General features: G+C 65.6%; 24 protein-coding genes. 10 read left to right on the forward strand and 14 right to left on the reverse strand.

All coding sequences use genetic code 11. The features are described 5' to 3' along the window. Positions 1-3: 3 nt before the first annotated feature. Positions 4-1,707: an ABC transporter ATP-binding protein gene (locus tag RT513_RS07170; RefSeq protein WP_088215883.1), complete on the reverse strand. Its 1,704-nt coding sequence runs from the start codon at positions 1,705-1,707 to the stop codon at positions 4-6. A 131-nt stretch (positions 1,708-1,838) separates the two neighbouring features. Between RT513_RS07170 and RT513_RS07175 the strand changes: the two genes are divergently transcribed. Next, positions 1,839-2,039, forward strand: a complete 201-nt coding sequence (locus tag RT513_RS07175) for a hypothetical protein (protein WP_143413172.1) — start codon at positions 1,839-1,841, stop codon at positions 2,037-2,039. Between the two features lie 997 nt (positions 2,040-3,036). Here RT513_RS07175 and RT513_RS07180 read toward each other — a convergent pair. After that, positions 3,037-3,537, reverse strand: coding sequence for a sigma-70 family RNA polymerase sigma factor (locus RT513_RS07180; RefSeq protein ID WP_373447804.1), 501 nt, complete (start codon positions 3,535-3,537; stop codon positions 3,037-3,039). A gap of 91 nt (positions 3,538-3,628) precedes the next feature. On the opposite strand from RT513_RS07180, the gene RT513_RS07185 reads away from it, so the two are divergent. The 3 genes from RT513_RS07185 to RT513_RS07195 all read left to right on the forward strand — a co-directional run bounded on the left by RT513_RS07185 (position 3,629) and on the right by RT513_RS07195 (position 6,309). Next, positions 3,629-3,838 (forward strand): hypothetical protein, encoded by a 210-nt coding sequence (locus RT513_RS07185; RefSeq protein ID WP_088215881.1) that lies wholly within the window; start codon positions 3,629-3,631, stop codon positions 3,836-3,838. Between the two features lie 174 nt (positions 3,839-4,012). Beyond that, a complete protein-coding gene (locus RT513_RS07190) occupies positions 4,013-5,260 on the forward strand; it encodes an aromatic ring-hydroxylating oxygenase subunit alpha (protein WP_290684317.1) in 1,248 nt (415 codons plus the stop codon). Continuing rightward, complete coding sequence (locus tag RT513_RS07195; protein WP_290684315.1) at positions 5,257-6,309, forward strand: hybrid-cluster NAD(P)-dependent oxidoreductase; 1,053 nt, start codon at positions 5,257-5,259, stop codon at positions 6,307-6,309. Before RT513_RS07190 ends, RT513_RS07195 begins: the two co-directional genes overlap by 4 nt. Before the next feature lie 69 nt (positions 6,310-6,378). Here RT513_RS07195 and fghA read toward each other — a convergent pair whose 3' ends face one another. The 4 genes from fghA to hemF all read right to left on the reverse strand — a co-directional run bounded on the left by fghA (position 6,379) and on the right by hemF (position 9,582). After that, complete coding sequence (fghA, locus tag RT513_RS07200; RefSeq protein ID WP_290684313.1) at positions 6,379-7,209, reverse strand: S-formylglutathione hydrolase; 831 nt, start codon at positions 7,207-7,209, stop codon at positions 6,379-6,381. Positions 7,210-7,217: 8 nt separating this feature from the next. Beyond that, positions 7,218-8,327, reverse strand: coding sequence for an S-(hydroxymethyl)glutathione dehydrogenase/class III alcohol dehydrogenase (locus tag RT513_RS07205; protein WP_088215877.1), 1,110 nt, complete (start codon positions 8,325-8,327; stop codon positions 7,218-7,220). A gap of 18 nt (positions 8,328-8,345) precedes the next feature. Beyond that, a complete protein-coding gene (locus RT513_RS07210; protein ID WP_035743314.1) occupies positions 8,346-8,609 on the reverse strand; it encodes a metal/formaldehyde-sensitive transcriptional repressor in 264 nt (87 codons plus the stop codon). Positions 8,610-8,712: 103 nt separating this feature from the next. Beyond that, positions 8,713-9,582 carry an oxygen-dependent coproporphyrinogen oxidase gene (gene hemF / locus RT513_RS07215; RefSeq protein WP_290684306.1) on the reverse strand — a complete coding sequence of 290 codons (870 nt, stop codon included), beginning with the start codon at positions 9,580-9,582 and terminating at the stop codon, positions 8,713-8,715. A gap of 118 nt (positions 9,583-9,700) precedes the next feature. Between hemF and RT513_RS07220 the strand changes: the two genes are divergently transcribed. Further along, positions 9,701-10,096 carry a hypothetical protein gene (locus RT513_RS07220; RefSeq protein WP_088215963.1) on the forward strand — a complete coding sequence of 132 codons (396 nt, stop codon included), beginning with the start codon at positions 9,701-9,703 and terminating at the stop codon, positions 10,094-10,096. A gap of 36 nt (positions 10,097-10,132) precedes the next feature. On the opposite strand, the gene RT513_RS07225 is transcribed toward RT513_RS07220, so the two are convergent. The 5 genes from RT513_RS07225 to RT513_RS07245 form a co-directional block, all read right to left on the reverse strand. Then, on the reverse strand, positions 10,133-10,675 hold the full coding sequence (locus RT513_RS07225) for a DUF3035 domain-containing protein (RefSeq protein WP_088215962.1): 543 nt from the start codon (positions 10,673-10,675) through the stop codon (positions 10,133-10,135). Between the two features lie 59 nt (positions 10,676-10,734). Continuing rightward, entirely contained in the window at positions 10,735-11,220 is a 486-nt protein-coding gene (gene lspA / locus RT513_RS07230) for a signal peptidase II (RefSeq protein ID WP_313533832.1), read from the reverse strand. Next, positions 11,220-12,800 carry a bifunctional phosphoribosylaminoimidazolecarboxamide formyltransferase/IMP cyclohydrolase gene (gene purH / locus RT513_RS07235; protein WP_290684300.1) on the reverse strand — a complete coding sequence of 527 codons (1,581 nt, stop codon included), beginning with the start codon at positions 12,798-12,800 and terminating at the stop codon, positions 11,220-11,222. The genes lspA and purH overlap by 1 nt, the downstream gene beginning before the upstream one ends. Positions 12,801-12,816: 16 nt before the next feature. Next, positions 12,817-14,520 carry a heparinase II/III family protein gene (locus tag RT513_RS07240; RefSeq protein WP_290684297.1) on the reverse strand — a complete coding sequence of 568 codons (1,704 nt, stop codon included), beginning with the start codon at positions 14,518-14,520 and terminating at the stop codon, positions 12,817-12,819. 69 nt (positions 14,521-14,589) lie between these two features. Further along, positions 14,590-15,858, reverse strand: a complete 1,269-nt coding sequence (locus RT513_RS07245) for an RsmB/NOP family class I SAM-dependent RNA methyltransferase (RefSeq protein WP_290684295.1) — start codon at positions 15,856-15,858, stop codon at positions 14,590-14,592. Between the two features lie 91 nt (positions 15,859-15,949). Here RT513_RS07245 and RT513_RS07250 point away from each other — a divergent pair, with 91 nt between their 5' ends. Then, complete coding sequence (locus RT513_RS07250; RefSeq protein ID WP_088215872.1) at positions 15,950-16,153, forward strand: DUF1674 domain-containing protein; 204 nt, start codon at positions 15,950-15,952, stop codon at positions 16,151-16,153. A gap of 6 nt (positions 16,154-16,159) precedes the next feature. Here the strand turns inward: RT513_RS07250 and RT513_RS07255 are convergent, their stop codons facing one another. After that, complete coding sequence (locus RT513_RS07255; RefSeq protein WP_088215871.1) at positions 16,160-16,447, reverse strand: SelT/SelW/SelH family protein; 288 nt, start codon at positions 16,445-16,447, stop codon at positions 16,160-16,162. Positions 16,448-16,516: 69 nt separating this feature from the next. Continuing rightward, positions 16,517-16,804 (reverse strand): 50S ribosomal protein L28, encoded by a 288-nt coding sequence (rpmB, locus tag RT513_RS07260; protein ID WP_088215870.1) that lies wholly within the window; start codon positions 16,802-16,804, stop codon positions 16,517-16,519. A 203-nt stretch (positions 16,805-17,007) separates the two neighbouring features. Between rpmB and RT513_RS07265 the strand changes: the two genes are divergently transcribed. Continuing rightward, positions 17,008-17,274 (forward strand): hypothetical protein, encoded by a 267-nt coding sequence (locus RT513_RS07265; protein WP_290684291.1) that lies wholly within the window; start codon positions 17,008-17,010, stop codon positions 17,272-17,274. Between the two features lie 3 nt (positions 17,275-17,277). Here RT513_RS07265 and pyrF read toward each other — a convergent pair whose 3' ends face one another. Next, positions 17,278-18,000, reverse strand: coding sequence for an orotidine-5'-phosphate decarboxylase (gene pyrF / locus RT513_RS07270; protein ID WP_290684288.1), 723 nt, complete (start codon positions 17,998-18,000; stop codon positions 17,278-17,280). 182 nt (positions 18,001-18,182) lie between these two features. Between pyrF and clpB the strand changes: the two genes are divergently transcribed. The 3 genes from clpB (at position 18,183) to msrQ (ending at position 22,443) form a co-directional block, all read left to right on the forward strand. Continuing rightward, positions 18,183-20,801 carry an ATP-dependent chaperone ClpB gene (gene clpB, locus RT513_RS07275; RefSeq protein ID WP_088215867.1) on the forward strand — a complete coding sequence of 873 codons (2,619 nt, stop codon included), beginning with the start codon at positions 18,183-18,185 and terminating at the stop codon, positions 20,799-20,801. 137 nt (positions 20,802-20,938) lie between these two features. Beyond that, positions 20,939-21,823, forward strand: a complete 885-nt coding sequence (gene msrP / locus RT513_RS07280) for a protein-methionine-sulfoxide reductase catalytic subunit MsrP (RefSeq protein ID WP_290684281.1) — start codon at positions 20,939-20,941, stop codon at positions 21,821-21,823. Then, a complete protein-coding gene (msrQ, locus tag RT513_RS07285; protein ID WP_290684278.1) occupies positions 21,823-22,443 on the forward strand; it encodes a protein-methionine-sulfoxide reductase heme-binding subunit MsrQ in 621 nt (206 codons plus the stop codon). Before msrP ends, msrQ begins: the two co-directional genes overlap by 1 nt. Positions 22,444-22,500 lie beyond the last annotated feature (57 nt).

Genomic DNA, 22,500 nt, shown 5'->3' on the forward strand with positions numbered 1-22,500 from the left:
CCCTTACGCGGCGCTGAGCCGGGCATAGCGCCCGCCGGAGGCCGCAAGTTCGGCGTGGGTGCCGGTCTCCACCACACGGCCATCCTCCATCACCACGATGCGGTCTGCATGCCGGATGGTCGCCAGACGGTGGGCAATGATGAGGGTCGTGCGCCCCACCGCCAGCGCGTCCAGCGCCATCTGGATCTCGCGCTCCGTCTCGTTGTCGAGGGCGGAGGTCGCCTCGTCCAGAATGAGGATCGGCGGATTCTTCAGGAAGGCGCGCGCGATGGCCACGCGCTGCTTCTGTCCGCCCGAAAGGGTCACGCCCCTTTCGCCCACCACGGTATCCAGCCCGTCCGGCAGACGCTCGATCATCGGGCCCAGCTGCGCCTGCCGGGCGGCCTCGATGATGTCGTTCTCCGTCGCGCCCAGCCGTCCGTAGGCGATGTTCTCGCGCAGGGTGCCGCCGAACAGGAACACGTCCTGCTGGACGATGCCGATCTGACGCCGCAGGCTTTGCAGGGTAAAGGCGTCGATCGGGGTGCCGTCGATGGTGATACGGCCCGATGTGGGTTCATAGAACCGGGGCAGCAGCGCCAGAAGCGTCGTCTTGCCGGCGCCCGAGGGGCCGACGAAGGCGAGCGTCTCGCCCGGACGGACGGAGAGGTTCACGTCGCGGAGCACCGGCCGGTCTTCCCGGTAGGAAAAGTTCACATCCTCGAACCGGATCGCACCGGTGAGTGCGGTGGCAGGGCGCGCGTCGGGCCGGTCGGCCACTTCGGGCTCCGTCTCCAGCAGTTCGAGGTAACGGCGGAAGCCCGCGATGCCGCGCGGATAGGTCTCGATCACCGCGGCGATCTTGTCGAGCGGGCGGAAGAACACGCTGACCAGCAGAAGGAAGGCGACAAAGCCCCCCGTGGAAAGCGACCCGTTGAGCACGAAGCTCGCGCCCGCCACCATCACCACCACCTGAACGAGCCGCATCCCCATGTAGGACAGCGACTGCGACGCGGCCATCACCCTGTAGGCGGACAGCTTCGTTTCGCGGTAGTTGGCGTTGTCCTTTGCGAAAAGCGCCTTCTCGTGATCCTCGTTGGCGAAGGCCTGCACGACGCGCATGCCGCCCACGTTCTCTTCCAGCCGGACGTTGAAGTTGCCGACGCGGGAGTAGATCGCCCGCCATGTCGCCGTCATCTTGCCGCCATAGACCATCACGATCAGCACCATCGCCGGAACGATCGCCGCCGTGATGAGGGCGAGCGGCAGGCTGATCCACATCATGAGGATGAAGGCCCCGGCAAAGGTCATCACAGCGATGAACAGATCCTCCGGCCCGTGGTGGGCGACCTCGCCGATCTCCTCCAGATCGCGGGTGACGCGGGCGACGAGCTTGCCCGTCCGCACCTTGTCGAAGAACCCGAATGAGAGTTTCTGGAGATGCTCGAAGGCCCGCCGCCGCATCTCCGTCTCGATGTTGATGCCCAGCATGTGGCCCCAGTAGGTCACCACGACCATCAGTCCGGTATTCACCAGATAGATGACCAGAAGCCCCAGCGCCGCCAGCCAGGTAAAGGACCAGTCCCCCTGCGGCAGAAGTCTGTCGATGAAGCCCTGGACGGCGAGCGGGAATGCAAGCTCCAACATCCCGGACAGCACGGCGCAACCGAAATCGATGCAGAAAAGCAGCTTCCACGGCCGGTAGTAGGAGAAGAACTGTCTGAGCATGTCGCACGTCCTGCTGGGGCTGCGTCTTCATGACGTGTTGCCGAACGGATTTCCACCCCGGAGAGGGCGGCGGCGGAACAGCGAGGGCACGATCCGCGTTATGCGGCGGAAACTCAAGCCGGAGATTACAGATGCCGAGACTGATCCGTACCCTTGCTCTTCTTGGCCTCGGCTATGCCGCCGTGCGCTATCTCTCCTCTTCGTCCCCGGCGACGGAGCCGCAGAGACGCCTGTCCGGCCCGAAGGCGGAGAATCAGCCCCACAGAACCGCCGCCAAGGCGCGGAGTGGCAAGGCCCGAAGCCCCGCTTCGCGCAGGGCCGCCCGATCCTGAGGCCAAAAGGGGGCGGGGCGCCATCCTGACAGCGCGCCCGGCCTTCGCCGGGTGCAGCAGGCGGCGATGGAGCTACATCGACACGAAAGGGCGGTCGTCACCGGCGTGCGGGGGCGCATCGTAAGCCACTCTTGCGATGCGATACTGCGCACCCATTTCGATGTCTGCCATGTCTGCATCGCTATAGGCATCTGCCGCAAGCGTACGAATGGGCCGGAAGCCGAGAAATATCGTTATAATCGTAATTGGACGGAATCTTGCTCGCGGTCGGAACGAAATTTGTTTGACGCTCCCAGCTTTCCTCCGTCACATCCTGCGGAATATTTCCGCCGACCCGCCGGACGAGAGGTTCGCCGTTGCTACTGCGGTGGACCTAGACGCTTGCCGTTTGTGGCGGCAACCGCTGCAACACAGAGGGAATTGAAGGTTCTGCGCGGCGCCCCTCGGACAGGAGGTGCACGTCAAGCGCGGGGTCGTTTCGCTCCATGTTGATCGGGAAGGTGGCGAAACCTTCTCTTGTTCAAGGATTGTGTGCTCATCGGATGCAGCAGGTGGATGATTTGCGGGCGAACTTCCACTGCCGGTATGAGGGCGGCATGGCGCTCGCCGTGGGACGCTATCTTTTCGAAGCGATGGGAGCGGGCGATTTCACCGCCAAGACATCCAAACATGGGTCGGCATGCTTTCGGCCTTTCGTCCGGCAGAGGAGACATCGCCGGGTATCACCATGCCGGCGGGCACCGCTGCCGAAAGGCTGCACAACACTCAAGATAATCCGCAAGAGCCGGAGGTGGTCTGGATCTGAGGGCAGCACGCAAGCGTCTCTCCCGTCTGCCGAATCGATCAGCGGCGGGGTCGAGCGCTGGCGACGGATGACTTGTTGCATTCCTTTGGACGTGCAGCCGGCAAGCATCCGAAGCAGCAATGAAGGCTTTTCCCGGCCAGAAGGCTTCCGGTCAAAAGCAACCCCTGCCTCACCGATGAGGCGTCTCATCCGTCAGACGGTGGTCTCACCCAGAGCGGAGATGACCATGTTGCGGGCGCGATTGACACGACTTTTGACGGTGCCGACCGTGCAGCCGCAGATCTCGGCAGCCGCCTCGTAGCTCTCTCCCATCATCACGACAAGGATCAGGGTATCGCGGTAATGAACAGGCAGACCGCGGACGATTTCCATCAGCTCGCCGCCGCGAACGTTCCATTCCTGCGTGGGCTGAGAGATCAGATCGCCCGAGACGCAATCTTCCGCACCCGTCGTCTCTCGCCCCTGGGTTCGGATACGAGAATAGAACGTATTGCGCATGATTGTGAAGAGCCAGGCCCGCAGCCGGGTGCCAGGGGCAAACTTGTCGAGATTGGCCAACGCTTTCAACAGCGTTTCCTGCACCAGATCATCGGCGTCGGTCGTGTCCCGGCACAGTGACCATGCGAAAGCGCGGAGCGCAGGGATCAGCGCCACCACGTCGGTCCGCACCTCATCGCGGGAAGAAGTTGTCATCATCCGGGACCGTCCTTGAATCCGGTGATCGGCAGCGTAGGATAACCCGGCGGAGCGCTGACGGTTCCGGGTAATGACAGGAGATTTGAGCATGGTCGAGAAACCTCTGGATGACGCGGCGGCGCGCACGGAGGAGGAACTCGCACGGCTCCTGTCGGACATATCGGCGGAACTCAGGCTTCACGATGTTCCCGAACGGCTGCGGATGTTGGCGCTCGAACTCGACGCGGCGCTCGCCCGGCGGCGGGAGGGGGTCGCTCCTGCCCGCACGACACCGGAAACCGACGCCACGGATCGCTGAGGGAGAGCCGTCCGACGGCTGTTTCCGCCCGCGTCGCCCTGCTGTCGAAAAGCGTCGAATTTCGGCCATTCGCGCCTGTGTTTCATGGCATTCTGCAGCCATCCCCGCACGCCGGTTCCACATCGCGGGAAGACAGCAACCCATCCGCCATTTCGCGGTCCGCAGGACGCTACGATGACCCTACAGAGCACGATTGCCGCGCTGCTTGCCCGCCAGAAGCCGGGTTTCAGTCTGGATCAGGCCTTTTATCGCGATGACGACATCTACCGGCTGGATCTGGAGGAATTCTGGTATCGCGACTGGCTGTTCGTCGGCCATGATTGCGAAATCGCCCAGCCGGGCAGTTTCTTTACCGTGCAGGTCGGCGATTACTCGGTGATCGTGGTGCGCGGGCGCGATGGCGCGATCCGGGCTTTTCACAACGTCTGCCGCCATCGGGGTTCCCGTATCTGCCTTACGGAAAAGGGGCGCACGTCGCGGCTCGTCTGCCCCTACCACCAATGGACGTTCGATCTCGACGGGCAATTGCTTTTCGCACGGCAGATGGGAGAGGCGTTCGATCCCAAGCCCTACGGTCTGAAGCCCGTGGCCTGCGAAAGCGCGGCTGGCTACGTCTGGATCAGCCTCGCCAGCGCGCCTGCCGACTTCGCTCCGCAGCGACGGCGGATGGAGACCTATTTCGGCGCCCACAATCTGAAGGAGGCGAAGGTCGCATTTGAATCGACCATCGTCGAGAACGGGAACTGGAAACTGGTCTGGGAGAACAACCGCGAGTGCTATCATTGCGCGGCCAACCATCCCGACCTGTGCAAGACCTATCCCGAAGCGCCCTCGGTCACCGGGGTGGACTGGGCGGGGAGCGATCCCGAGATCGCCGCCCATTGGGCCGCCTGCGAGGAAAGGGGCCTCGCCTCGCGCTTCGACATGGAGCCGGACGGCCAGGCGCGCGCCGTTCGGGTGCCGCTGCTCCGGGATGCCGAGAGCTATACGATGACCGGGCGGCGCGCCGTGGGGCGCAAGATCTCGGACGGTTTCCCGGGCGAGGAGGGGATCGGCGCGTTGCTGCTGTTCCATTACCCGAGCACGTGGAACCACGTTCTGATCGACCACGCCATCTCCTTCCGGGTGCTGCCGATTTCCGCGACCCAGACGCAGGTGACGACGAAATGGCTCGTCCACAAGGATGCGGTCGAGGGGGTGGACTACGATCTGGAGAAGCTGACCGAGGTCTGGATCCACACCAATGACGAGGATCGCCGGATCGTGGAGGACAATGCCCGCGGCATCGCCTCGCCCGCCTATCAGCCGGGGCCCTATTCGGAGATCCACGAAGGCGGCGTGATGCAGTTCGTGGAATGGTATTGCGAGACCCTGAAGCGCCGTCTTGGCCCCGACAGTCAGGCACGGATCGCCGCGGAATGATCGTTCAGACCTTGCCCCAGCCGCTCCCCTGGAACGCGCTGGAGGAGCCGCTGCGGTGCGTGGGTGTCCGCGCCGAAACGGCGGATGTGCGCACCTTCACCTTCCGTCCGCCGCCGGGGCGCTGGTGTGCCTATCGGCCGGGACAGTTCGTCACGGTCGAACTGCCGACGGCGGAGGGGCCGGTGCTCAGGAGCTATACGCTCTCCTCTTCCCCCTCGCGGCCGTTTTCCGTCTCGATCACGGCCAAGCTGAAGGCGGGGAGCGTCGCGACGCAATGGATGTTCGACAACCTCGCCCCCGGATTCGGGCTGAAATTCACCCAGCCGATGGGCAACTTCCACCTGCCCGATCCGCTGGTCGGGCCGTTACTGCTGATTTCGGCGGGATCGGGCGCGACGCCCTGCATGTCCATGCTCCGCTGGGTTGCGGACTGCGCACCGGGCCTGAAGGTCACGTATGTTCATGCGGCGCGTTCTGCCGATGACATCCTGTTCCGGCGGGAACTCGAGCTGCTGGCGGGGCAGATGCCGGGCCTTCGGCTTCTGTTCATTCTTGGCCGAGGAGCCGAGGGGGAGAGTCTGATCGCCGGTCGGCTGGATGCGGAGCTGCTGCGGCGGCTGGTGCCGGAACGGCTGGAGCGGCAGGTCTATTGCTGCGGGCCGCAGGGCTTCATGGAGGCGATGCAGGCGGCGCTGCTGGCGGACGGGCTGGCCACGGAAGCCTGGCATCAGGAAAGTTTCGGGCCAGCCAGCGGCGGACTGCTGCTGCCGGAAGCCCCCGCGGTGTCGGAAGGCGCGGTCGTGCGGTTCGCGCGCTCAGGCGTGGAAGTGCCGGTAGGGGCCGGGCAGACGATCCTGCAAATGGCGCAAGCGGCGGGAATTGCTGCCCCCTTTGCCTGCGGTATGGGTGTCTGCGGCACCTGCAAGGTCCGGGCGCGGGGGAGTGTGGAGATGCACCATCAGGGCGGCATCTTCGAGGATGAGGTGGAGGATGGCTTCATCCTGGCCTGCTGCTCCCGCCCGCTCGCGAGTGTCGAGGTCGATCTGTAGAAGCGGACGGCGCTGACACGCCAAAGCGACAAGCCCGCGCGCCGCCTTTGGCAGCGCACGGGCGGTTGGTCAGCCCTTCAGCGCCTTCGCATGCCAGGCGATGTGGTCGCCCATGAAGGTCGAGATGAAGTAGTAGCTGTGGTCGTAGCCATCCTGAAGGCGCAGTTCCACCGGATGGCCCGCAGCCTTGCAGGCTTCGACCAAGCGCTCCGGCTGGAGTTCGCGAACAAGGAACTCATCCGCTCCACCCTGATCGATCAGAAGGGGCAGACGTTCTTTCAGGCCGGGAATCAGGCGCACCGCATCCCATTCCGCCCACGCGCCCCGATCGGGACCGAGATAAGCGGTGAGCGCCTTCTCTCCCCATGGCACGTCGGAGGGGCCGACGATCGGGGAGAAAGCCGACACGGACCGGTAGCGGCCCGGATTGCGGAAGGCGGTGACCAACGCCCCGTGTCCGCCCATGGAGTGACCCATGATCGAACGCCGGTCGGACACCGGGAAGGCCCCCTCCACCAGAGCGGGGAGTTCCTCGGCGATATAATCGGCCATCCGGTAGTTGGCCGCCCAGGGCTGCTGGGTCGCATTCAGGTAGAATCCGGCGCCCTTGCCGAGATCGTAGCCCGGATCATCCGCGACATCGTCACCCCGTGGGCTGGTGTCGGGATTGACGAGAATCACCCCGTGTTCCGTCGCGTAGCGCTGGGCGGCGGCCTTGGTGATGAAGTTCTGTTCCGTGCAGGTGAGGCCGGAGAGCCAGTAGATCACCGGCAGCGGGCCCTCTGCCGCCTGGGGCGGCAGAAAGACACCGAAGGTCATCGGCGTACCGGTGGCCTGGCTCTCATGGCGCCAGACCTCCTGTTGACCGCCGAAACAGGCGTGCGATTCGATGCGTTCCATGTCGGCGCTCAGTAGTGGATGACGCTGCGGATCGACTTGCCTTCATGCATCAGGTCGAAGGCGGTGTTGATCTCGTCCAGCGGCATGGTGTGGGTGACGAAGGGGGCGAGTTCGATCGCACCCGACATCGCATCTTCCACCATGCCCGGCAGTTGCGTACGGCCCTTGACCCCGCCGAAGGCCGTGCCCAGCCAACGGCGCCCGGTGACGAGCTGGAACGGGCGGGTGGAAATCTCCTGCCCCGCGCCGGCCACACCGATGACCACCGACTGGCCCCAGCCGCGATGCGCGCATTCCAGCGCGGCCCGCATCACATTGACATTGCCGATGCATTCGAACGAGTGGTCCACCCCCCAACCGGTCATCTCCACGATGACCTGCTGGACGGGCTTGTCGTGATCCTTCGGGTTGATGAAGTCGGTCGCACCGAACTGCTTGGCAAGTTCGAACTTGGAGGGGTTCATATCGACCGCGATGATGCGCCCGGCCTTCGCCTGTCGCGCACCCTGGATCACCGCAAGACCGATCCCGCCGAGACCGAAAACCGCCACGCTGTCGCCCGGCTGCACCTTCGCGGTGTTGTGCACGGCCCCGATCCCGGTCGTCACACCGCAACCCAGAAGACAGACATGCTCCGGGTTCGCTTCCGGGTTGATCTTGGCGAGAGATACCTCCGCCACCACGGTGTATTCGGAGAAGGTCGAGCAGCCCATGTAGTGATAGAGCGGCTCGCCATTGTAGGAGAACCGGGTTGTGCCGTCGGGCATCACGCCCTTGCCCTGCGTCGCGCGGACGGCGATGCACAGGTTGCTCTTGCCGGATTTGCAGAACAGGCACTCACCGCATTCGGCGGTATAGAGCGGGATCACGTGATCCCCCGGCGCGACGGACGTCACGCCTTCGCCGACTTCAACCACGATGCCCGCGCCTTCATGCCCCAGCACGCAGGGGAACAGCCCTTCCGGGTCATCGCCCGACAGGGTGAAGGCGTCGGTGTGGCAGACACCGGTATGGGTGATCTTGATCAGAACCTCTCCCGCCTTCGGCGGATCGACGTCGATCTCGACGATTTCGAGCGGCTTTCCCGGACCGAAGGCAACGGCGGCGCGCGATTTCATGGGTCTCTCCTCCACGCTTCACTTGAGATAGGACCGGACGAGCGCGATTGCGGTCTCGATCCTTGGATTGGGTTCGGCGGGGGTAGCCAGTTCCTCGCGCAGATGGCTTTCCAGAACGCTGCCCATCAATCCGTTGACCGCACCCCTTACAGCCGCGAGCTGTTGCAGGATCGGTTCGCACTGGGCCTCGCCTTCAAGCGATCTTTCAAGAGCTTCGATCTGGCCGCGGATGCGGCGGACACGGATCAGCGCCTGTTGCTTTTCGCGCGGGTCGTTGGGCATCCCCCTCCTCCGATACTGGGGGGGAGTATATTCCTCCCCGACTGGCGCGCAAGGAGCGAAAAGGCCCGCCGGGGGGGGCGGGCCTTCGGAAGAAAGTAGGAGATCAGGGCCAGCGGGCCAGCGGCGGCAGGCTCATCAGCACCGCTTCCGGGTCATGCGCCGTGGCCAGACCGAACTTTGTGCCGCGGTCATAGACAAGGTTGTATTCCGCATAGAGGCCGCGGTGGATGAGCTGCGCCTCCCGCTCCGCCTCTCCGTAGGGGTCACGACTGCGCTTTTCCGCCAGCGGCAGGAAGGCAGGCAGGAAGGCACGGCCCACATCCTGCGTGAAGGCGAAGTCTGCCTCCCAGTCGCTGGTGTTCAGATCGTCGAAGAAGATGCCGCCGACCCCCCGCGCACGCTTGCGGTGCGGAATGTAGAAATACTCGTCGGCCCATGCCTTGAACCGGGTATAGAAATCCGGCCCATGCAGGTCGCAGGCGGTCTTGAGCATGGCGTGGAAATGCGCGGTGTCCTCGGCGAACTCGATACAGGGATTGAGGTCGGCGCCTCCGCCGAACCACCATGTATGCGGCGTCCAGAACATGCGCGTATTCATGTGGACCGCCGGGGCGAGCGGATTGCGCATATGGGCGACGAGGCTGATGCCGGAGGCCCAGAACCGCGGATCCTCCGCCATGCCCGGAACGCCCCGCGCCGCCATCGCCGCCTGTGCGGCCGGGGCGAGCGTGCCGTGGACGGCCGAGACGTTGACGCCTACCTTCTCGAAGACCCGCCCCTCACGCATGACGGACATGAGGCCGCCGCCGCCGTCCCCGCCGCCCCGCTGGGTTTCACGCAGTTCGAAACGTCCGGGCGGGCGGTCGGAGGGAAGCGTGTCCTCCAGCGTCTCGAAAGCGGTGCAGATCTGATCCCTGAGCGTTCGGAACCATGCCGCCGCCCGCGTCTTGCGTTCGTCGAAATTGATATCCATGACGATCCTGCCTTTCGGGAACCCAATAGCTCTCCGCCGGACGATGGCCAAGCCGAGTCTGGCTTTCGGTTCCATAATCGCTAGATATCGGATCGCCGGCCTGGCGGAGGATGACATCATGACGCGCCCGTTTCCCGTTCTTTTTCTGCTTCTCGGACTCGCGGCTTGCGCAACGCCACAGGAGCGCTGTCTCAACACCGCGACGCGCGATCTCCGCACCGTGAACATGCTGATCGACCAGACGCAGGGCAACATCGCCCGCGGTTTCGCGCTCGACAGCCGGACGGATTGGGTGACGGATTTCGACTGGTGCCCCGGCCCCTCCTGGGGGCGCGGGTATTACCGCCCGATGATGTGTGAGCGCGATGTGCCCGTGACGACGAACGTCCCGCGGGCCATCGACCTTAGGGCTGAACAGGCCAAGCTGGACAGTCTGCTGGAGAAGCGGCGTGAGTTGACCGTGCAGACGGGCGCGCGGGTCGATGCCTGCAGGGCGGCCTATCCGCCAAAATAGGCCGTGAGAGCGGCGGCCTGTCCCGGCCGGCCTCCGTCAGTTGGCGGGCGGAGGCGGCGCGGTGACCGTCGGCACTCCCCTTGCGCGCCAGCGGGAAATTTCGGCCTGCTGGTTGAGTGCATAGGGCGCATAAACCTTGAAATAGGTGGTCGTGCGGCTCATCCGCTCTAGGAGCAGGGGGCCTTCGTCCTTGCGGAATTCGGCATCCGCCACGGCCAGCTCCTGCCGAATGGTGGGATCGGCGCCATAGCGTCCGGCCTGTGCCAGAAGCGCGGCATCCCCGCCGGTTCCCTGACGTTCCACCGCACCGGCATTGCCCCCCAGTACAGCGGTCGCATCGGCGAGCGGGGTCGGGTCGGTGCGATTCGCACCGCCGGGGGTCGGTACGGGGAGGGAAGCGAGGTTCGCCTGCCCCGCCGGGATGTCGAGCGGTTTGGTCGGCAGGATGGCGAACTCGTCCGGGCTGCGGGTTTCGGAGCGAAGCTGGATGAGCTTTCCGTTGCCGCAGGCGGCGAGGCCGCAAGCCGCCGCCAGCACGAGCACGAGCCTGCCCGCCCGGATCCGACCCGCCTGTATCATGCCCCGCTCCATCGCACTCTTGCCGTTTTGTCCTCGTTTAGCCGTTTTGAACCGGGGCGTCACGCCTTCTTGTCGCGTCCGGTGAACAGGACGAGCCCGATGGCACCCGCGAACACCGCGATATCGGCGACGTTGAATGCCCAGGGGTTGTCGATTCCGCAGCAGGACATGTTCAGAAAGTCCGCCACAGCGCCATAGAGAACGCGGTCGATCACGTTTCCGATGGCCCCGCCGATCAGAAGACCGGCCGAAACCTGCGCAGCGGCGGCCTGCGGCTCCTTGCGCATCCACAGCCAGACCCAGGCCGATATGACCAGAGCGACGGCGATCAGCAGCCAGCGGCCCAGATCGCCATCCCCTTGCAGCAGACCGAAGTTCACGCCCCGGTTCCATGCCATGCGGAAGTTGAGGTAGGGCGGCCAGATGTCGATCTCCCGCACGCGGTCGAGCGACATCAGATGGACCACCACGAATTTGCTGAACTGATCCAGAACGAATGTGGCCGCGGCCACGCCCGCCATGATCCCGAGCGATCCCCCGGCCATCAGTGACGGAAATGCCGCTGACCGGTGAACACCATCGCCAGCCCCGCGGCGTCAGCCGCTGCGATCACCTCAGCATCGCGGATGGAGCCGCCGGGCTGTATTACCGCCTTCGCGCCCGCACGGGCCAGTTCCTCCACCCCGTCGGGGAAGGGGAAGAAGGCGTCGGAGGCCGCCACGCAGCCCTTCGCGGGCGAAACCGGCAGATGCAGCAGCTCGGCCATGTGCTCGGCCTTCCGTGCGGCGATCATGGTCGAATCGACCCGGCTCATCTGGCCCGCGCCGATGCCGACGGTCGCCTCATCCTTCACATAGACGATGGCGTTGGATTTCACGTGCTTCGCCACCTTCCAGGCGAACAGCATGTCGGCCAGTTCCTGATCGGTGGGTGCGCGCTTCGTCACCACCTTCAGGTCAGCCGCCGTCACGTCGCCATTGTCGCGGTCCTGTACGAGGAAACCGCCCGCGACCTGCCGGAATGTCAGGCCCTTTGCCGTCGGATCGGGCAGGGTGCCCGTCGTGAGCAGGCGCAGGTTCTTCTTGGCGGCAAAGACGGCTTTCGCTTCGTCATCCGCGTCGGGGGCGATGACGACTTCAGTGAAGATCTCGGCGATCTTCGCGGCGGTGGCGCCGTCCAGCACATGGTTCAGCGCCACGATCCCGCCGAAGGCCGAGGTCCGGTCGCAGTCATAGGCGCGCCCGTAGGCATCCAGCAGCGATCCGCCCACCGCCACGCCGCAGGGGTTGGCGTGCTTGATGATCGCGCAGGCGGCGCGGTCGGTCGGGAATTCGGCCACCAGTTCGAACGCGGCGTCGGTATCGTTGATATTGTTGTAGGACAGCTCCTTGCCCTGCCACTGCCGCGCGGTGGCCACGCCGGGACGGTCGGAGCCGTCGCGGTAGAAGGCGGCCGCCTGATGCGGATTCTCGCCATAGCGGAGCGGCTGGGCCAGCGTTCCGGCAAAGGCGCGGCGGCGGGGGTTCGCCTCTCCCAGCACGGCGGCCATCCAGGTGGAGACGGCGGCGTCATAGGCGGCGGTGCGGGCATAGGCGATCTGCGCCTGCCGCTGGCGGAAGGCGTAGGACACGCGGTCGTCGTTGCGGTCAAGTTCGGCCAGCAGCGCGTGGTAATCCTCCACATCGGTGACGACCGTCACCCAGGCATGGTTCTTGGCCGCGGCGCGCAGCATGGCCGGGCCGCCGATGTCGATATTCTCGATGCAGGTGTCGTAGTCGGCTCCCTTCGCCACGGTCGCCTCGAACGGGTAGAGGTTCACGATGAGCAGGTCGATCGGCTCGATCCCATGCGCTTCCATCTCCGGCTTGTGCTGATCGCGGAGGGCGAGCAGGCCGCCATGCACCTTGGGATGCAGCGTCTTCACCCGGCCGTCCATCATCTCCGGGAAGCCGGTCAGGTCGGCCACGTCGCGCACGGAAAGACCCGCCTTGCGGAGCATCTCCGATGTCCCGCCGGTGGACAGCAGTTCCACCCCCCGCGCGGCAAGGTTCTGGGCGAACTCCAGAAGGCCGGTCTTGTCGGAAACGGAGATCAGCGCGCGGGCGATCGGCAGCAGGTCGGGCATGGTCAGATCCTTCGGCTCAGGCATCGGCTCGGATGGCGCGGGCGGCCTGCGGAAGCTCCTCTTCCGCCGGTTCGGTGTCGCGGATGGCCAGCGGAGTATCCTCTGATTTCGCCAGCGTCCAGCCCACCTCGCCCGCCTTGTCGGCCACAAGGCCTGAAAGAACGATCTGGCGGCTGGGCCGGGGGGCGGAAAGATGCGGATCGAGCCAGACGGAGGCATCCAGCGACATCCGCGCCGCCCCCGCCTGCCGGAAGATCCAGACCTCCGTACTGGGCAGGCGGAGGACGATCTGCTCTCCCTCCACCTCAGCCTCCACGGCGGGATGCAGGTGGAACCGGATGGTGAAATGCACGCCCTGCAGGCGGCTGTTGAGGATCGCGCGTTCCAGCACCCGGCGATCGGCCTCTGTCGCCGCGCCGAGCGCGTCATAGCCGCGAAGCATCCGCCCGTCGCGGGAAAGCTCCAGTTCCCGCACATGGGTGAGGCCATGGCTCGCGACATAGCCGTCATGGCTGAGGACGAGCAGGGGGCCATCGTCGCCGGTGGTGACCTCGGCCCGCACGTTTCGCGGCCCGTCGGAGAGCAACTCCTCCGTGTCCCGGCTGGTCCCGAGCCGAGCGGAGGACAGCCCCTCTATGCCCAGAACGGAGTGGGACGGGGTGGCGCGGGCGGCATTCTCCCAATCTGGGCCGAGCGCGCTCCCCGGCCCGCACGACACGATCAGCGGCCGTCGGCCGGAGGTCAGCTCGAAGGCCAGCGTGGAGGCATGTGCGAGCCGCGAGGCCGCACCCATCGGCGGCGGTGCTGCATCGACGATGAGCGTCGTCCGCGGCGCCGCGAGCCGGAGATATCCCATGGCTCCCACCGCAGGGGCGCCGGCGATGGAATTGGCCCGCGCCCCGGAGGCAAGGAGTGCGCGCTCCAGCCGTCCGGGCGGGGGTGTGGCCCCGCCATGAAGGCGCGGCAGTCCGCCATCCGCCTGTCGCAGCAGGCGCAGGGTGGGCGCGCCCCGCTGGATGGCGTCAGCCACGGCGGGCGGAACCGTCAGGCCCGCGGCCGAGAGCGCGTCGCGGGCCTCCAGCAGCAGCGTCAGCAGGTCGAGCAGCTCTTCCGGGTTGCGGGAAGCCACGGCCCCCCCGGGATCGACCGACCGCACCGCCTCTGTCGCCAGCCCTCTGGCGGCAGGTCCGGTGAAGGACCGCATCCGCGCCAGAGCCAGCGAGCCGGTGACGAGAGCCGTCAGGGCCTCCACCCGGGCGGGTCCTTCAGGCAGGGATTTCCAGCGACGCCGGAGGAAGTGCATCTCGCGGGTTGCGCCCGAAAGAAGCGCGCGGGGGGGCGATCTGCCGGGACCGGTCAGGAATTCCGCATGTCCGATCCAGCGCCGGAGGCGTCCTGCGGAAAGGTCGGCGCGCCAGCCTGTCTGCCTGTCCCAGCCCTCCACCCACAGCCATGCCCGTTCCCGTGCCGCCCTGCTCCCAAGCGCGGCAAGGTCATCAAGCCAGCGAAAGGTAAGGGCCGCAGTTTCGGCGAAGGGCGTTCGGGGGGCATTTCGGGGGGCATCCAGGGGCGAGCGTGCGGCTGCCATCAGCCGCGCTCCCCGCGCCGGATCACCGTCGATACGGGGCGGCGGCAGGGTTGCGACATGCGGCGCCACGCGCCCGACTGCAGCAAGCCGCGCCGCTAACCCGTCCAGCATATTCCCCTGTCGCTTGCGCACGCCCGTCTCCCGTCTCAGGTCAGCCGGAGGTTAGCGCGCCGCGCGGCGGCTGTCATCGACGCTCGCGATTCACTCCCGGCGCAGGAGGGCCATGTAGAAACCGTCGATCCCGCCGATTTCCGCCCAGTCGTCCGGCCGAATGCGCAAGCCCCCCTCGGGGCTGCGCCAGCCGAGCGGAATGCCCGGAAAGTCCCACGCCGCAGCCTCGATGCGGACCGACGGGTGGCGGGAGACAGCGGCGACCACCTGCTTCTCCCCCTCCTCCGGCAAGAGCGAGCAGGTGCAGTAAACGAGCCTGCCCCCGGGGGCGAGCCAGCCGAGCGCACGGTCGATCAGCCGCTCCTGCAGGGCGATCAGGGGGCGGAGACTGTCGGGGCCCTTCACGAAGGGCAGGTCAGGGTGGCGACGGATCGTTCCCGTGGCGCTGCATGGCGCATCGAGCAGGATGGCGGGAACCGGGGCCGCAGGGGACCAATGCTCCAGATCCGCCGCCACGATGGTGGCGGAGAGGCCGGTCCGGGCAAGGTTCTGCTTCAGCCGCTCGAGGCGGGAGGTGGAGATGTCCACCGCCGTCACCCGGCCGCCCGCCGCGGCGAGCTGCAGCGTCTTGCCTCCGGGGGCCGCACAGAGGTCGAGCACCTCCTCCCCGTCGCGAATGGCCAGCCCGCGCGCGGGCAGGGCAGCGGCCGCGTCCTGCACCCACCAGTCGCCGCTTTCATAGCCCGGTTGGGCGGTGAGCGCGCCGGTCCCGCTCAGGCGGAGGCTCCGGGTGGGCAGCGCATCTGCCGCCAGACCTTCCGGTCGCGCGCCTTTCAGGGTGATGTCGGTCGGTGCCCCCGCCCCATGGGCGGCTTCGATGGCCTGCGTGGCCCGGTTGCCCCAGGCCGAGTTCAGCCGTCCCCGGAGCCAGCCCGGCAGACGCTGCGGCGGCTGCCGGTCCCAGATGTCCCGAGCCTCCGCCGCCTTGCGCAGCACGGCATTCGCCAGACCGGCATGCCCGGAGGTCTTTTCCGATTTCCCGAGCAGCGCCACCGTCGCATTGACGACGCCGTGGGCCGGAGCGCCTTCCGCCAGCATCTCCACCACCGCGAGGCGGAGGGCATTCCTGACAGGCGGGATAGGGTTCCGCCGCAGAAAGGGCTTCAGAACGGCGTCTGCACGATCGACATTGCGCAGCGTGGCAAGAGCCAGACGCTGACCCCGCGCGCGGGTGTCGGGCGTTTCACGCTGAAGCGGGCCATCCGGCAGCAGAAGGTCGGCCAGCGGCCGACCGTCGGTCAGAACCCCGTCCACGAGACGCAGTGCAGCGGCTCGCGCCGCCAGTCCGGTGACTTCCATCCGTCCTCCTGACCCGCCCTCGGGCGGCGACTTGCCTTGACCGGTGGGGCGCTATAGCATCCCGCCCTTCAAGACAAGCAGGGGGTGACCCATGTCCGATGACAGCTCCGAGCAGCGCGCCGAAGCACGCGCCGATCTTCCCCCGGCCGCGCAACGCGCGCTTGCCGAAGCAGAAGCGCGGCGGCGGGCGGCAGAGAGCAAGCCCGGCCTGCCGGTGGAGCTGGGCGGCCGCGACGGGCCGGAGCCGGTCCGTTACGGCGATTGGGAGAAGAAAGGCCTCGCGATCGATTTCTGATGCGGATCAGCGGTCGGTATGTCCCAGATCACGCTCAGGCGCGATGACATCGCGGAGGCGCTGCTTGATTTCCTTGGGGCCCGGGAAGCCGCCATCCCGCTTTCTCTCCCAGATCAGCGAATCGCCCGCCCTGATCTCGAACATGCCGCCCGTGCGCGGCAGCAGGGCGACCTCCCCCAGATCTTCACCGAACGTCTGAAGTAACTCCTGCGCGATCCAGGCGGCGCGCAGGAGCCAGTTGCACTGGGTGCAATAGGCTATGCTCACCCGGGGTCTTTCCGCAGCATCTTCCATACCGGCAAACCTCAAAATGCAAAAAGCCCCGCAGAAAGCGGGGCTGTTGCTGGATCGAAAGGACAGCACTCAGGCAGCAGTTGCGGCCTTGGCGATTTCTTTCTTGATCTTCAGAGCTTTCGGGGAAAGCTCATCGTCCTTCGCCGCGGCAAGGAAAGCATCCAGACCACCGCGGTGATCCACCGTGCGGAGCGCCGCAGCGGAGATGCGGAGCTGGTAGCTGCGGCCAAGCGAATCGGAAATCAGAGTGATTTCGTTCAGATTCGGCAGGAAGCGGCGACGGGTCTTGTTGTTGGCATGGCTGATATTGTTACCAGTCATGACCCCTTTGCCGGTCAATTCGCAAACGCGCGACATCGTTCAGATCCTCACATTACATTGCAGAGTAGGGGCGCGGAAGGACCCGGACCCTGAATTCGTTGCGGGCCGTCTAAGGACAAAACGGCTTCCCGTCAAGCGATTCATGCCAAAACCCCCGGTTTCATGGTCCAACCGATGGGTCGAGGGAACATCCCGCCGCCCCAGGGGGTTCCGTGAGAGGTTAGAGGAGGAGAAATCGCATGGCCATCCCCGACGACAGCCCGCCCCCCCGTAAGGGACCGCTGCCCGGCACGCCGGGCCACGGGTCCGGTACCGGGTCCAATCGCTGGTATATGATCATCGGCGCGGTGGTGGTGATCGTCGCCGTGTATTTCCTGACGATGGGGCGCACGCCGGTGGAAACGGTCCCATCGACCCCGACCCCGACCCCGACCCAGACGGCGCCGTCCGTCGCTCCGGGACAGGCACCCGATGTCAATCCCGCGCCTGCTGCCCCCGCCAACTGAGTCTCAGGCCCGGTTCGGGTGCCGCGCCTGAACGGAGGAGAGTTCCGCGACGATGCCTTGCGCCGCGCCGCGCGGGTCATCTGCGCGCCAGATGGGTCGCCCTACGACGACATGGTCGGCCCCATCGCCAATCGCCCGGGCAGGCGTGGCGATACGCTTCTGATCGTCGCTGGAGGAAGTGGCCGGCCGCACGCCCGGCGTGACGATCAGCCGTCCTTCCGCGGCGGGAAGCGCGCGGATCATCGCTGCCTCCCAAGGCGAGGCGATGATGCCATCGGCTCCGGCCTCGAACGCGCGGGAGGCGCGTTCCACCACGATATCGGCAATATCGCCGTCGCGGATCAGGCTAGCATCCAGATCGGCCCGGTCCAGCGAGGTGAGGATGGTGACCGCGAGAATGCGGGTGGCATGTCCCCCGCGCCCCTCCACAGCGGCGCGGACCACATGCGGATCGCCGTGAACCGTGAGGAAATCGAGATCGTATTGCGCAAGGCCGCGCACGGCTGCCTCCACCGTCGCCCCGATGTCGAAGAGCTTCATGTCGAGAAAGACGCGCTTGCCCCGCTCCTGCTTCAGCTCGTTCGCAAGGGCGAGACCTCCGCCCGTCAGCATGCCGAGGCCGATCTTGTAGAAGGATGCGGCATCGCCGATCCGGTCCACCAAATCCAGCCCCGCAAGGGCGTTGGGCACGTCGAGCGCAACGATAAGGCGATCATCGGCGGTCATGGCGTTTCCCCTTTTTTCACGGTCGCGCGTTTCCTAATGCCGCTCGTCCCACCGCGCAAGAAAGAAGCGCCGGCGCCGCCTTGCAAGCGGCGGATGGGCTTCCCAAATCTTGAAACGACGAAGGCTCGGGAGAAATGTGCTGCATGGCAGGCATTCGATCCGGGCGCTTGGAAGGAGTTGTCATGAACCTTGAAAAGTTCACCGAACGGTCCCGCGGTTTCCTTCAGGCCGCACAGACCATTGCGATGCGCGAGAACCACCAGAGGCTGGCTCCAGAGCATCTTCTGAAGGCTTTGATGGATGACGATCAGGGGCTTTCCGCCAACCTGATCCGCCGCGCGGGTGGAGAACCTGCGCGTGTTGCCGAAGGTGTGGAGGCGGCGATCGACAAGCTGCCCAAGGTCTCCGGCGATACCGGTCAGGTCTATATGGACCCGAAGCTTGGCCAGGTTCTCGACGAGGCTGAAAAGATCGCCAAGAAGGCGGGCGATTCCTTTGTGCCGGTTGAGCGGATCCTCATGGCGCTGGCCATGGTGAAATCCGCCGCGAAGGATGCGCTGGAACTGGGCGCTGTCACGGCGCAGAATCTGAATACGGCGATCAACGATATCCGCAAGGGCCGCACCGCCGATTCCGCTTCGGCGGAAGAAGGCTATGACGCCCTGAAGAAATACACCCGCGACCTCACGGAAGCTGCCGAGGAAGGCAAGATCGACCCGATCATCGGGCGCGATGACGAGATCCGGCGCACCATGCAGGTGCTGAGCCGGCGGACGAAGAACAACCCCGTTCTGATCGGCGAGCCCGGTGTCGGCAAGACCGCGATCGCGGAAGGTCTCGCGCTGCGCATCGTGAACGGCGATGTGCCGGAGTCCCTGCGCAACAAGAAGCTGCTGGCGCTCGACATGGGCGCGCTCATCGCGGGCGCGAAATACCGTGGCGAGTTCGAGGAGCGGCTGAAATCAATCCTGTCCGAAATCACCGCGGCGGCGGGCGAGGTCATCCTGTTCATCGACGAGATGCACACGCTGGTCGGCGCGGGCAAGACGGACGGCGCGATGGATGCGGCCAACCTCATCAAGCCGGCGCTGGCGCGGGGCGAACTGCACTGCGTCGGCGCCACCACGCTGGATGAATACCGCAAATACGTGGAGAAGGACGCGGCCCTCGCCCGCCGGTTCCAGCCCGTGATGGTGGAAGAGCCGACGGTGGAGGACACGATCTCCATCCTGCGCGGCATCAAGGAGAAGTATGAACTGCACCACGGCGTGCGGATCAGCGACTCCGCGCTGGTCGCGGCGGCGACCCTGTCGCACCGCTACATCACCGACCGCTTCCTGCCGGACAAGGCCATCGACCTGATGGACGAGGCGGCGTCGCGGCTACGGATGGAGGTGGATTCCAAGCCCGAGGAACTGGACGCGCTGGATCGGCAGATCCTGCAACTCCAGATCGAGGAGGAGGCGCTGAAGAAGGAAGACGACGCGGCCTCCAGGGACCGGCTGGAGAAACTCCAGAAGGAGCTTGCCGACCTCACCCAACGCTCGGCCGAGATGACGGCCAAGTGGCAGGCGGAGCGCGACAAGCTGGAGGAATCCCGCGGTCTGAAGGAGCAGCTGGACAAGGCGCGCGCCGAACTCGATCAGGCGAAACGGGAAGGCAACCTCGCCCGCGCCGGTGAGCTGAGCTACGGGATCATTCCGGGGCTTGAGAAGAAACTCGCGGCGGCAGAGAGCAACTCCGACATGATGGTCGAGGAAGCGGTCCGCCCCGAGCAGATCGCCGAAGTCGTCGAACGCTGGACGGGGATTCCCACCTCTAAGTTGCTGGAAGGCGAGCGCGAGAAACTCCTCCATATGGAAGAGGAACTCGGCAAGCGCGTCATCGGCCAGAAAGAGGCTGTGCGCGCTGTCTCCAACGCCGTGCGGCGTGCCCGCGCCGGCCTGAACGACGAGAACCGCCCGCTGGGCTCGTTCCTGTTCCTCGGGCCGACCGGCGTCGGCAAGACCGAACTGACCAAGGCGGTGGCCAACTATCTCTTTGACGATGACAACGCGATGGTCCGCATCGACATGTCGGAGTTCATGGAGAAACACTCCGTCGCCCGTCTGATCGGCGCGCCTCCGGGCTATGTCGGTTATGACGAGGGCGGTGTGCTGACCGAAGCCGTGCGGCGCAGGCCCTATCAGGTCGTGCTGTTCGACGAGGTCGAGAAGGCCCACCCCGACGTGTTCAACGTGCTTCTGCAGGTGCTGGATGACGGTGTTCTGACCGATGGACAGGGACGGAGGGTCGATTTCAAGCAGACGCTGATCGTGCTGACGTCCAACCTGGGCAGTCAGGCGCTCTCCCTGCTGCCCGAAGGGTCCGATCCCGGCGCGGCGCGCGCGGAGGTGATGGAGGCTGTGAGGATGCACTTCCGGCCGGAATTCCTCAACCGCCTCGACGAGATGGTGATCTTCGACCGGCTGACGCGGGCCGACATGGACGGTATCGTCACCATTCAGCTTCGGCGGCTGGAGAAACGGCTTTCGGCGCGGAAGATCACGCTGGAGCTGGACGAAAGCGCGCGGAAGTGGCTCGCCGATGAGGGGTATGACCCGGTCTTCGGTGCACGTCCCCTGAAGCGGGTGATCCAGCGGTCGCTGCAGGATCCGCTCGCGGAGATGTTGCTGGGCGGTGACGTTCTGGATGGGGCGACCGTGCATGTCACGGCGGGCGAGGACGGGCTGATCATCGGGGATCGCGTCGCGTCGCCGTCCCGGAAGCATCCGCCCGAGGCGCATGCCGTGCTGCACTGAGCCATCGGTTTTACGCAATCAGCGCCGGGCGGACCTCCGCCCGGCGTTTTCCTGTCCGGTTTCCGCTAAATGTGACCGGACCTGCACCGGTACCGCGCTATTATCCCGTTCTCGCCTGAGAGCGTGAGGAGGCGGCATTGAAATTCCACTGGTCCGAAATCACTCCTGAACGTCTGTGGCTGGATCGCCGCGCGGTTCTTGCCGGTATGGGGGCGCTGGCCGCCTCTCCTGCCTTTGCCGCGGACAAGTGGTCCACCGATGCAAAGCCGAACGCGCTGTCGGATATCACCAACTACAATAACTTCTACGAATTCGGTTACGGCAAGGAGGATCCGTCCCGCAATGCCGGGGCCCTGACCGTCAGCCCGTGGTCCGTCAAGGTTGGCGGCCTGGTGGACCGGCCCGGCACCTATGACCTTGCCGACCTGCTGAAAGGCGTGGCGGTCCGCGACCGTACCTATCGGCTGCGCTGTGTGGAGGCATGGTCGATGGTCATACCCTGGCAGGGCGTGCAGCTTTCCGACCTGCTGACAAAGTTCGGTGTGCAGCCGTCCGCGAAATACGTGGCCTTCGAGACGCTCTACCGCCCGAGCGAGATGCCTTACCAGTCCACCCGCCTGCTAGACTGGCCCTATCGGGAGGGGTTGCGGATCGATGAGGCCATGCATCCGCTGGCCATTCTGGCCACCGGCCTCTACGGCAAGCCGCTGCCGAACCAGAACGGCGCACCGCTCCGCCTGATCGTGCCGTGGAAATACGGGTTCAAGTCGATCAAGTCGATCGTCTCCATCACGCTGACGGACACTCAGCCCAAAACGGCGTGGCAGGAACAGAACGCGGGGGAATACGGCTTTTACGCCAATGTGAACCCCAAGGTGGATCACCCCCGCTGGAGTCAGGCGACGGAAAGGGTCATCGGCGCGGGCCTGTTCGGCGGCCGGCGGGACACTGAACCGTTCAATGGCTATGCCGAGCAGGTCGCGAGCCTTTATTCGGGCATGGACCTCACGAAATACTACTGATGGAAAGCGTCAACCGCTGGCTCCGTCGAGTCCCGACGTGGACGATCTATCTGGCAGGTTTGCTTTGGGCTGCGTTTGTCTTCTGGCAGGCGGTTACCGGGGCGATCGGCGTCGATCCGGTACGGGAGCTGGAGCATGCATTGGGGCTGCGCGCGCTTCAGCTCCTGATCTTCGGGTTGGCGATCACGCCGCTCCGCCGTTTCACAGGTCTCAATCTGCTGCGGTTTCGGCGGGCCATCGGCCTGACAGCCTTCGGATTGACGGCGCTGCACCTGATGGCATGGTTCGTGTTCGATATCGGTCTGAACTGGGCTGCGGCAGGGGCCGATATTCTGAAGCGCCCCTATATCACCATCGGAATGGCGGGATTCGTTCTCCTGATCCCGCTGGCGATGACATCCAACAACCTGTCGATCCGTCGGCTGGGCCCGCAATGGCGGCGGCTTCACCGGCTCACCTATGCTGCCGTTCTGGCAGGTGGCGTGCATTATCTGATGGTCGTGAAATCCTGGCCCATGCAGCCCATGGTCTATTGCGCACTCATCTTGGTGCTTCTGGGCCTCCGATTCTGGCCGAAGGGCGTGCGCACGGGGCGGAAGACGGCAGATTCGCGGGAGTGAAACCTGCGCTTACGCGTGCGTGGTAATATTGTGTCTTTGAGTGGATGGTTTGCGCAT

Source organism: Haematobacter sp., from assembly GCF_032102465.1.
GTDB lineage: Bacteria > Pseudomonadota > Alphaproteobacteria > Rhodobacterales > Rhodobacteraceae > Haematobacter.

Excerpts from the sequence above, each read along its gene's own strand:
- RT513_RS07180 (WP_373447804.1), bottom strand. The coding sequence starts at position 3,537 with ATGACAACTTCTTCCCGCGATGAGGTGCGGACCGACGTGGTGGCGCTG.
- RT513_RS07265 (WP_290684291.1), top strand. The coding sequence starts at position 17,008 with ATGGCCATCCCCGACGACAGCCCGCCCCCCCGTAAGGGACCGCTGCCC.
- clpB (WP_088215867.1), top strand. The coding sequence starts at position 18,183 with ATGAACCTTGAAAAGTTCACCGAACGGTCCCGCGGTTTCCTTCAGGCC.
- rpmB (WP_088215870.1), bottom strand. The coding sequence starts at position 16,804 with ATGTCGCGCGTTTGCGAATTGACCGGCAAAGGGGTCATGACTGGTAAC.
- RT513_RS07190 (WP_290684317.1), top strand. The coding sequence starts at position 4,013 with ATGACCCTACAGAGCACGATTGCCGCGCTGCTTGCCCGCCAGAAGCCG.
- purH (WP_290684300.1), bottom strand. The coding sequence starts at position 12,800 with ATGCCCGACCTGCTGCCGATCGCCCGCGCGCTGATCTCCGTTTCCGAC.
- RT513_RS07225 (WP_088215962.1), bottom strand. The coding sequence starts at position 10,675 with ATGATACAGGCGGGTCGGATCCGGGCGGGCAGGCTCGTGCTCGTGCTG.
- RT513_RS07255 (WP_088215871.1), bottom strand. The coding sequence starts at position 16,447 with ATGGAAGATGCTGCGGAAAGACCCCGGGTGAGCATAGCCTATTGCACC.
- RT513_RS07185 (WP_088215881.1), top strand. The coding sequence starts at position 3,629 with ATGGTCGAGAAACCTCTGGATGACGCGGCGGCGCGCACGGAGGAGGAA.
- RT513_RS07175 (WP_143413172.1), top strand. The coding sequence starts at position 1,839 with ATGCCGAGACTGATCCGTACCCTTGCTCTTCTTGGCCTCGGCTATGCC.
- RT513_RS07250 (WP_088215872.1), top strand. The coding sequence starts at position 15,950 with ATGTCCGATGACAGCTCCGAGCAGCGCGCCGAAGCACGCGCCGATCTT.
- hemF (WP_290684306.1), bottom strand. The coding sequence starts at position 9,582 with ATGGATATCAATTTCGACGAACGCAAGACGCGGGCGGCGGCATGGTTC.
- RT513_RS07220 (WP_088215963.1), top strand. The coding sequence starts at position 9,701 with ATGACGCGCCCGTTTCCCGTTCTTTTTCTGCTTCTCGGACTCGCGGCT.
- lspA (WP_313533832.1), bottom strand. The coding sequence starts at position 11,220 with ATGGCCGGGGGATCGCTCGGGATCATGGCGGGCGTGGCCGCGGCCACA.
- RT513_RS07170 (WP_088215883.1), bottom strand. The coding sequence starts at position 1,707 with ATGCTCAGACAGTTCTTCTCCTACTACCGGCCGTGGAAGCTGCTTTTC.
- RT513_RS07195 (WP_290684315.1), top strand. The coding sequence starts at position 5,257 with ATGATCGTTCAGACCTTGCCCCAGCCGCTCCCCTGGAACGCGCTGGAG.
- RT513_RS07205 (WP_088215877.1), bottom strand. The coding sequence starts at position 8,327 with ATGAAATCGCGCGCCGCCGTTGCCTTCGGTCCGGGAAAGCCGCTCGAA.
- pyrF (WP_290684288.1), bottom strand. The coding sequence starts at position 18,000 with ATGACCGCCGATGATCGCCTTATCGTTGCGCTCGACGTGCCCAACGCC.
- RT513_RS07245 (WP_290684295.1), bottom strand. The coding sequence starts at position 15,858 with ATGGAAGTCACCGGACTGGCGGCGCGAGCCGCTGCACTGCGTCTCGTG.
- msrQ (WP_290684278.1), top strand. The coding sequence starts at position 21,823 with ATGGAAAGCGTCAACCGCTGGCTCCGTCGAGTCCCGACGTGGACGATC.
- fghA (WP_290684313.1), bottom strand. The coding sequence starts at position 7,209 with ATGGAACGCATCGAATCGCACGCCTGTTTCGGCGGTCAACAGGAGGTC.
- RT513_RS07210 (WP_035743314.1), bottom strand. The coding sequence starts at position 8,609 with ATGCCCAACGACCCGCGCGAAAAGCAACAGGCGCTGATCCGTGTCCGC.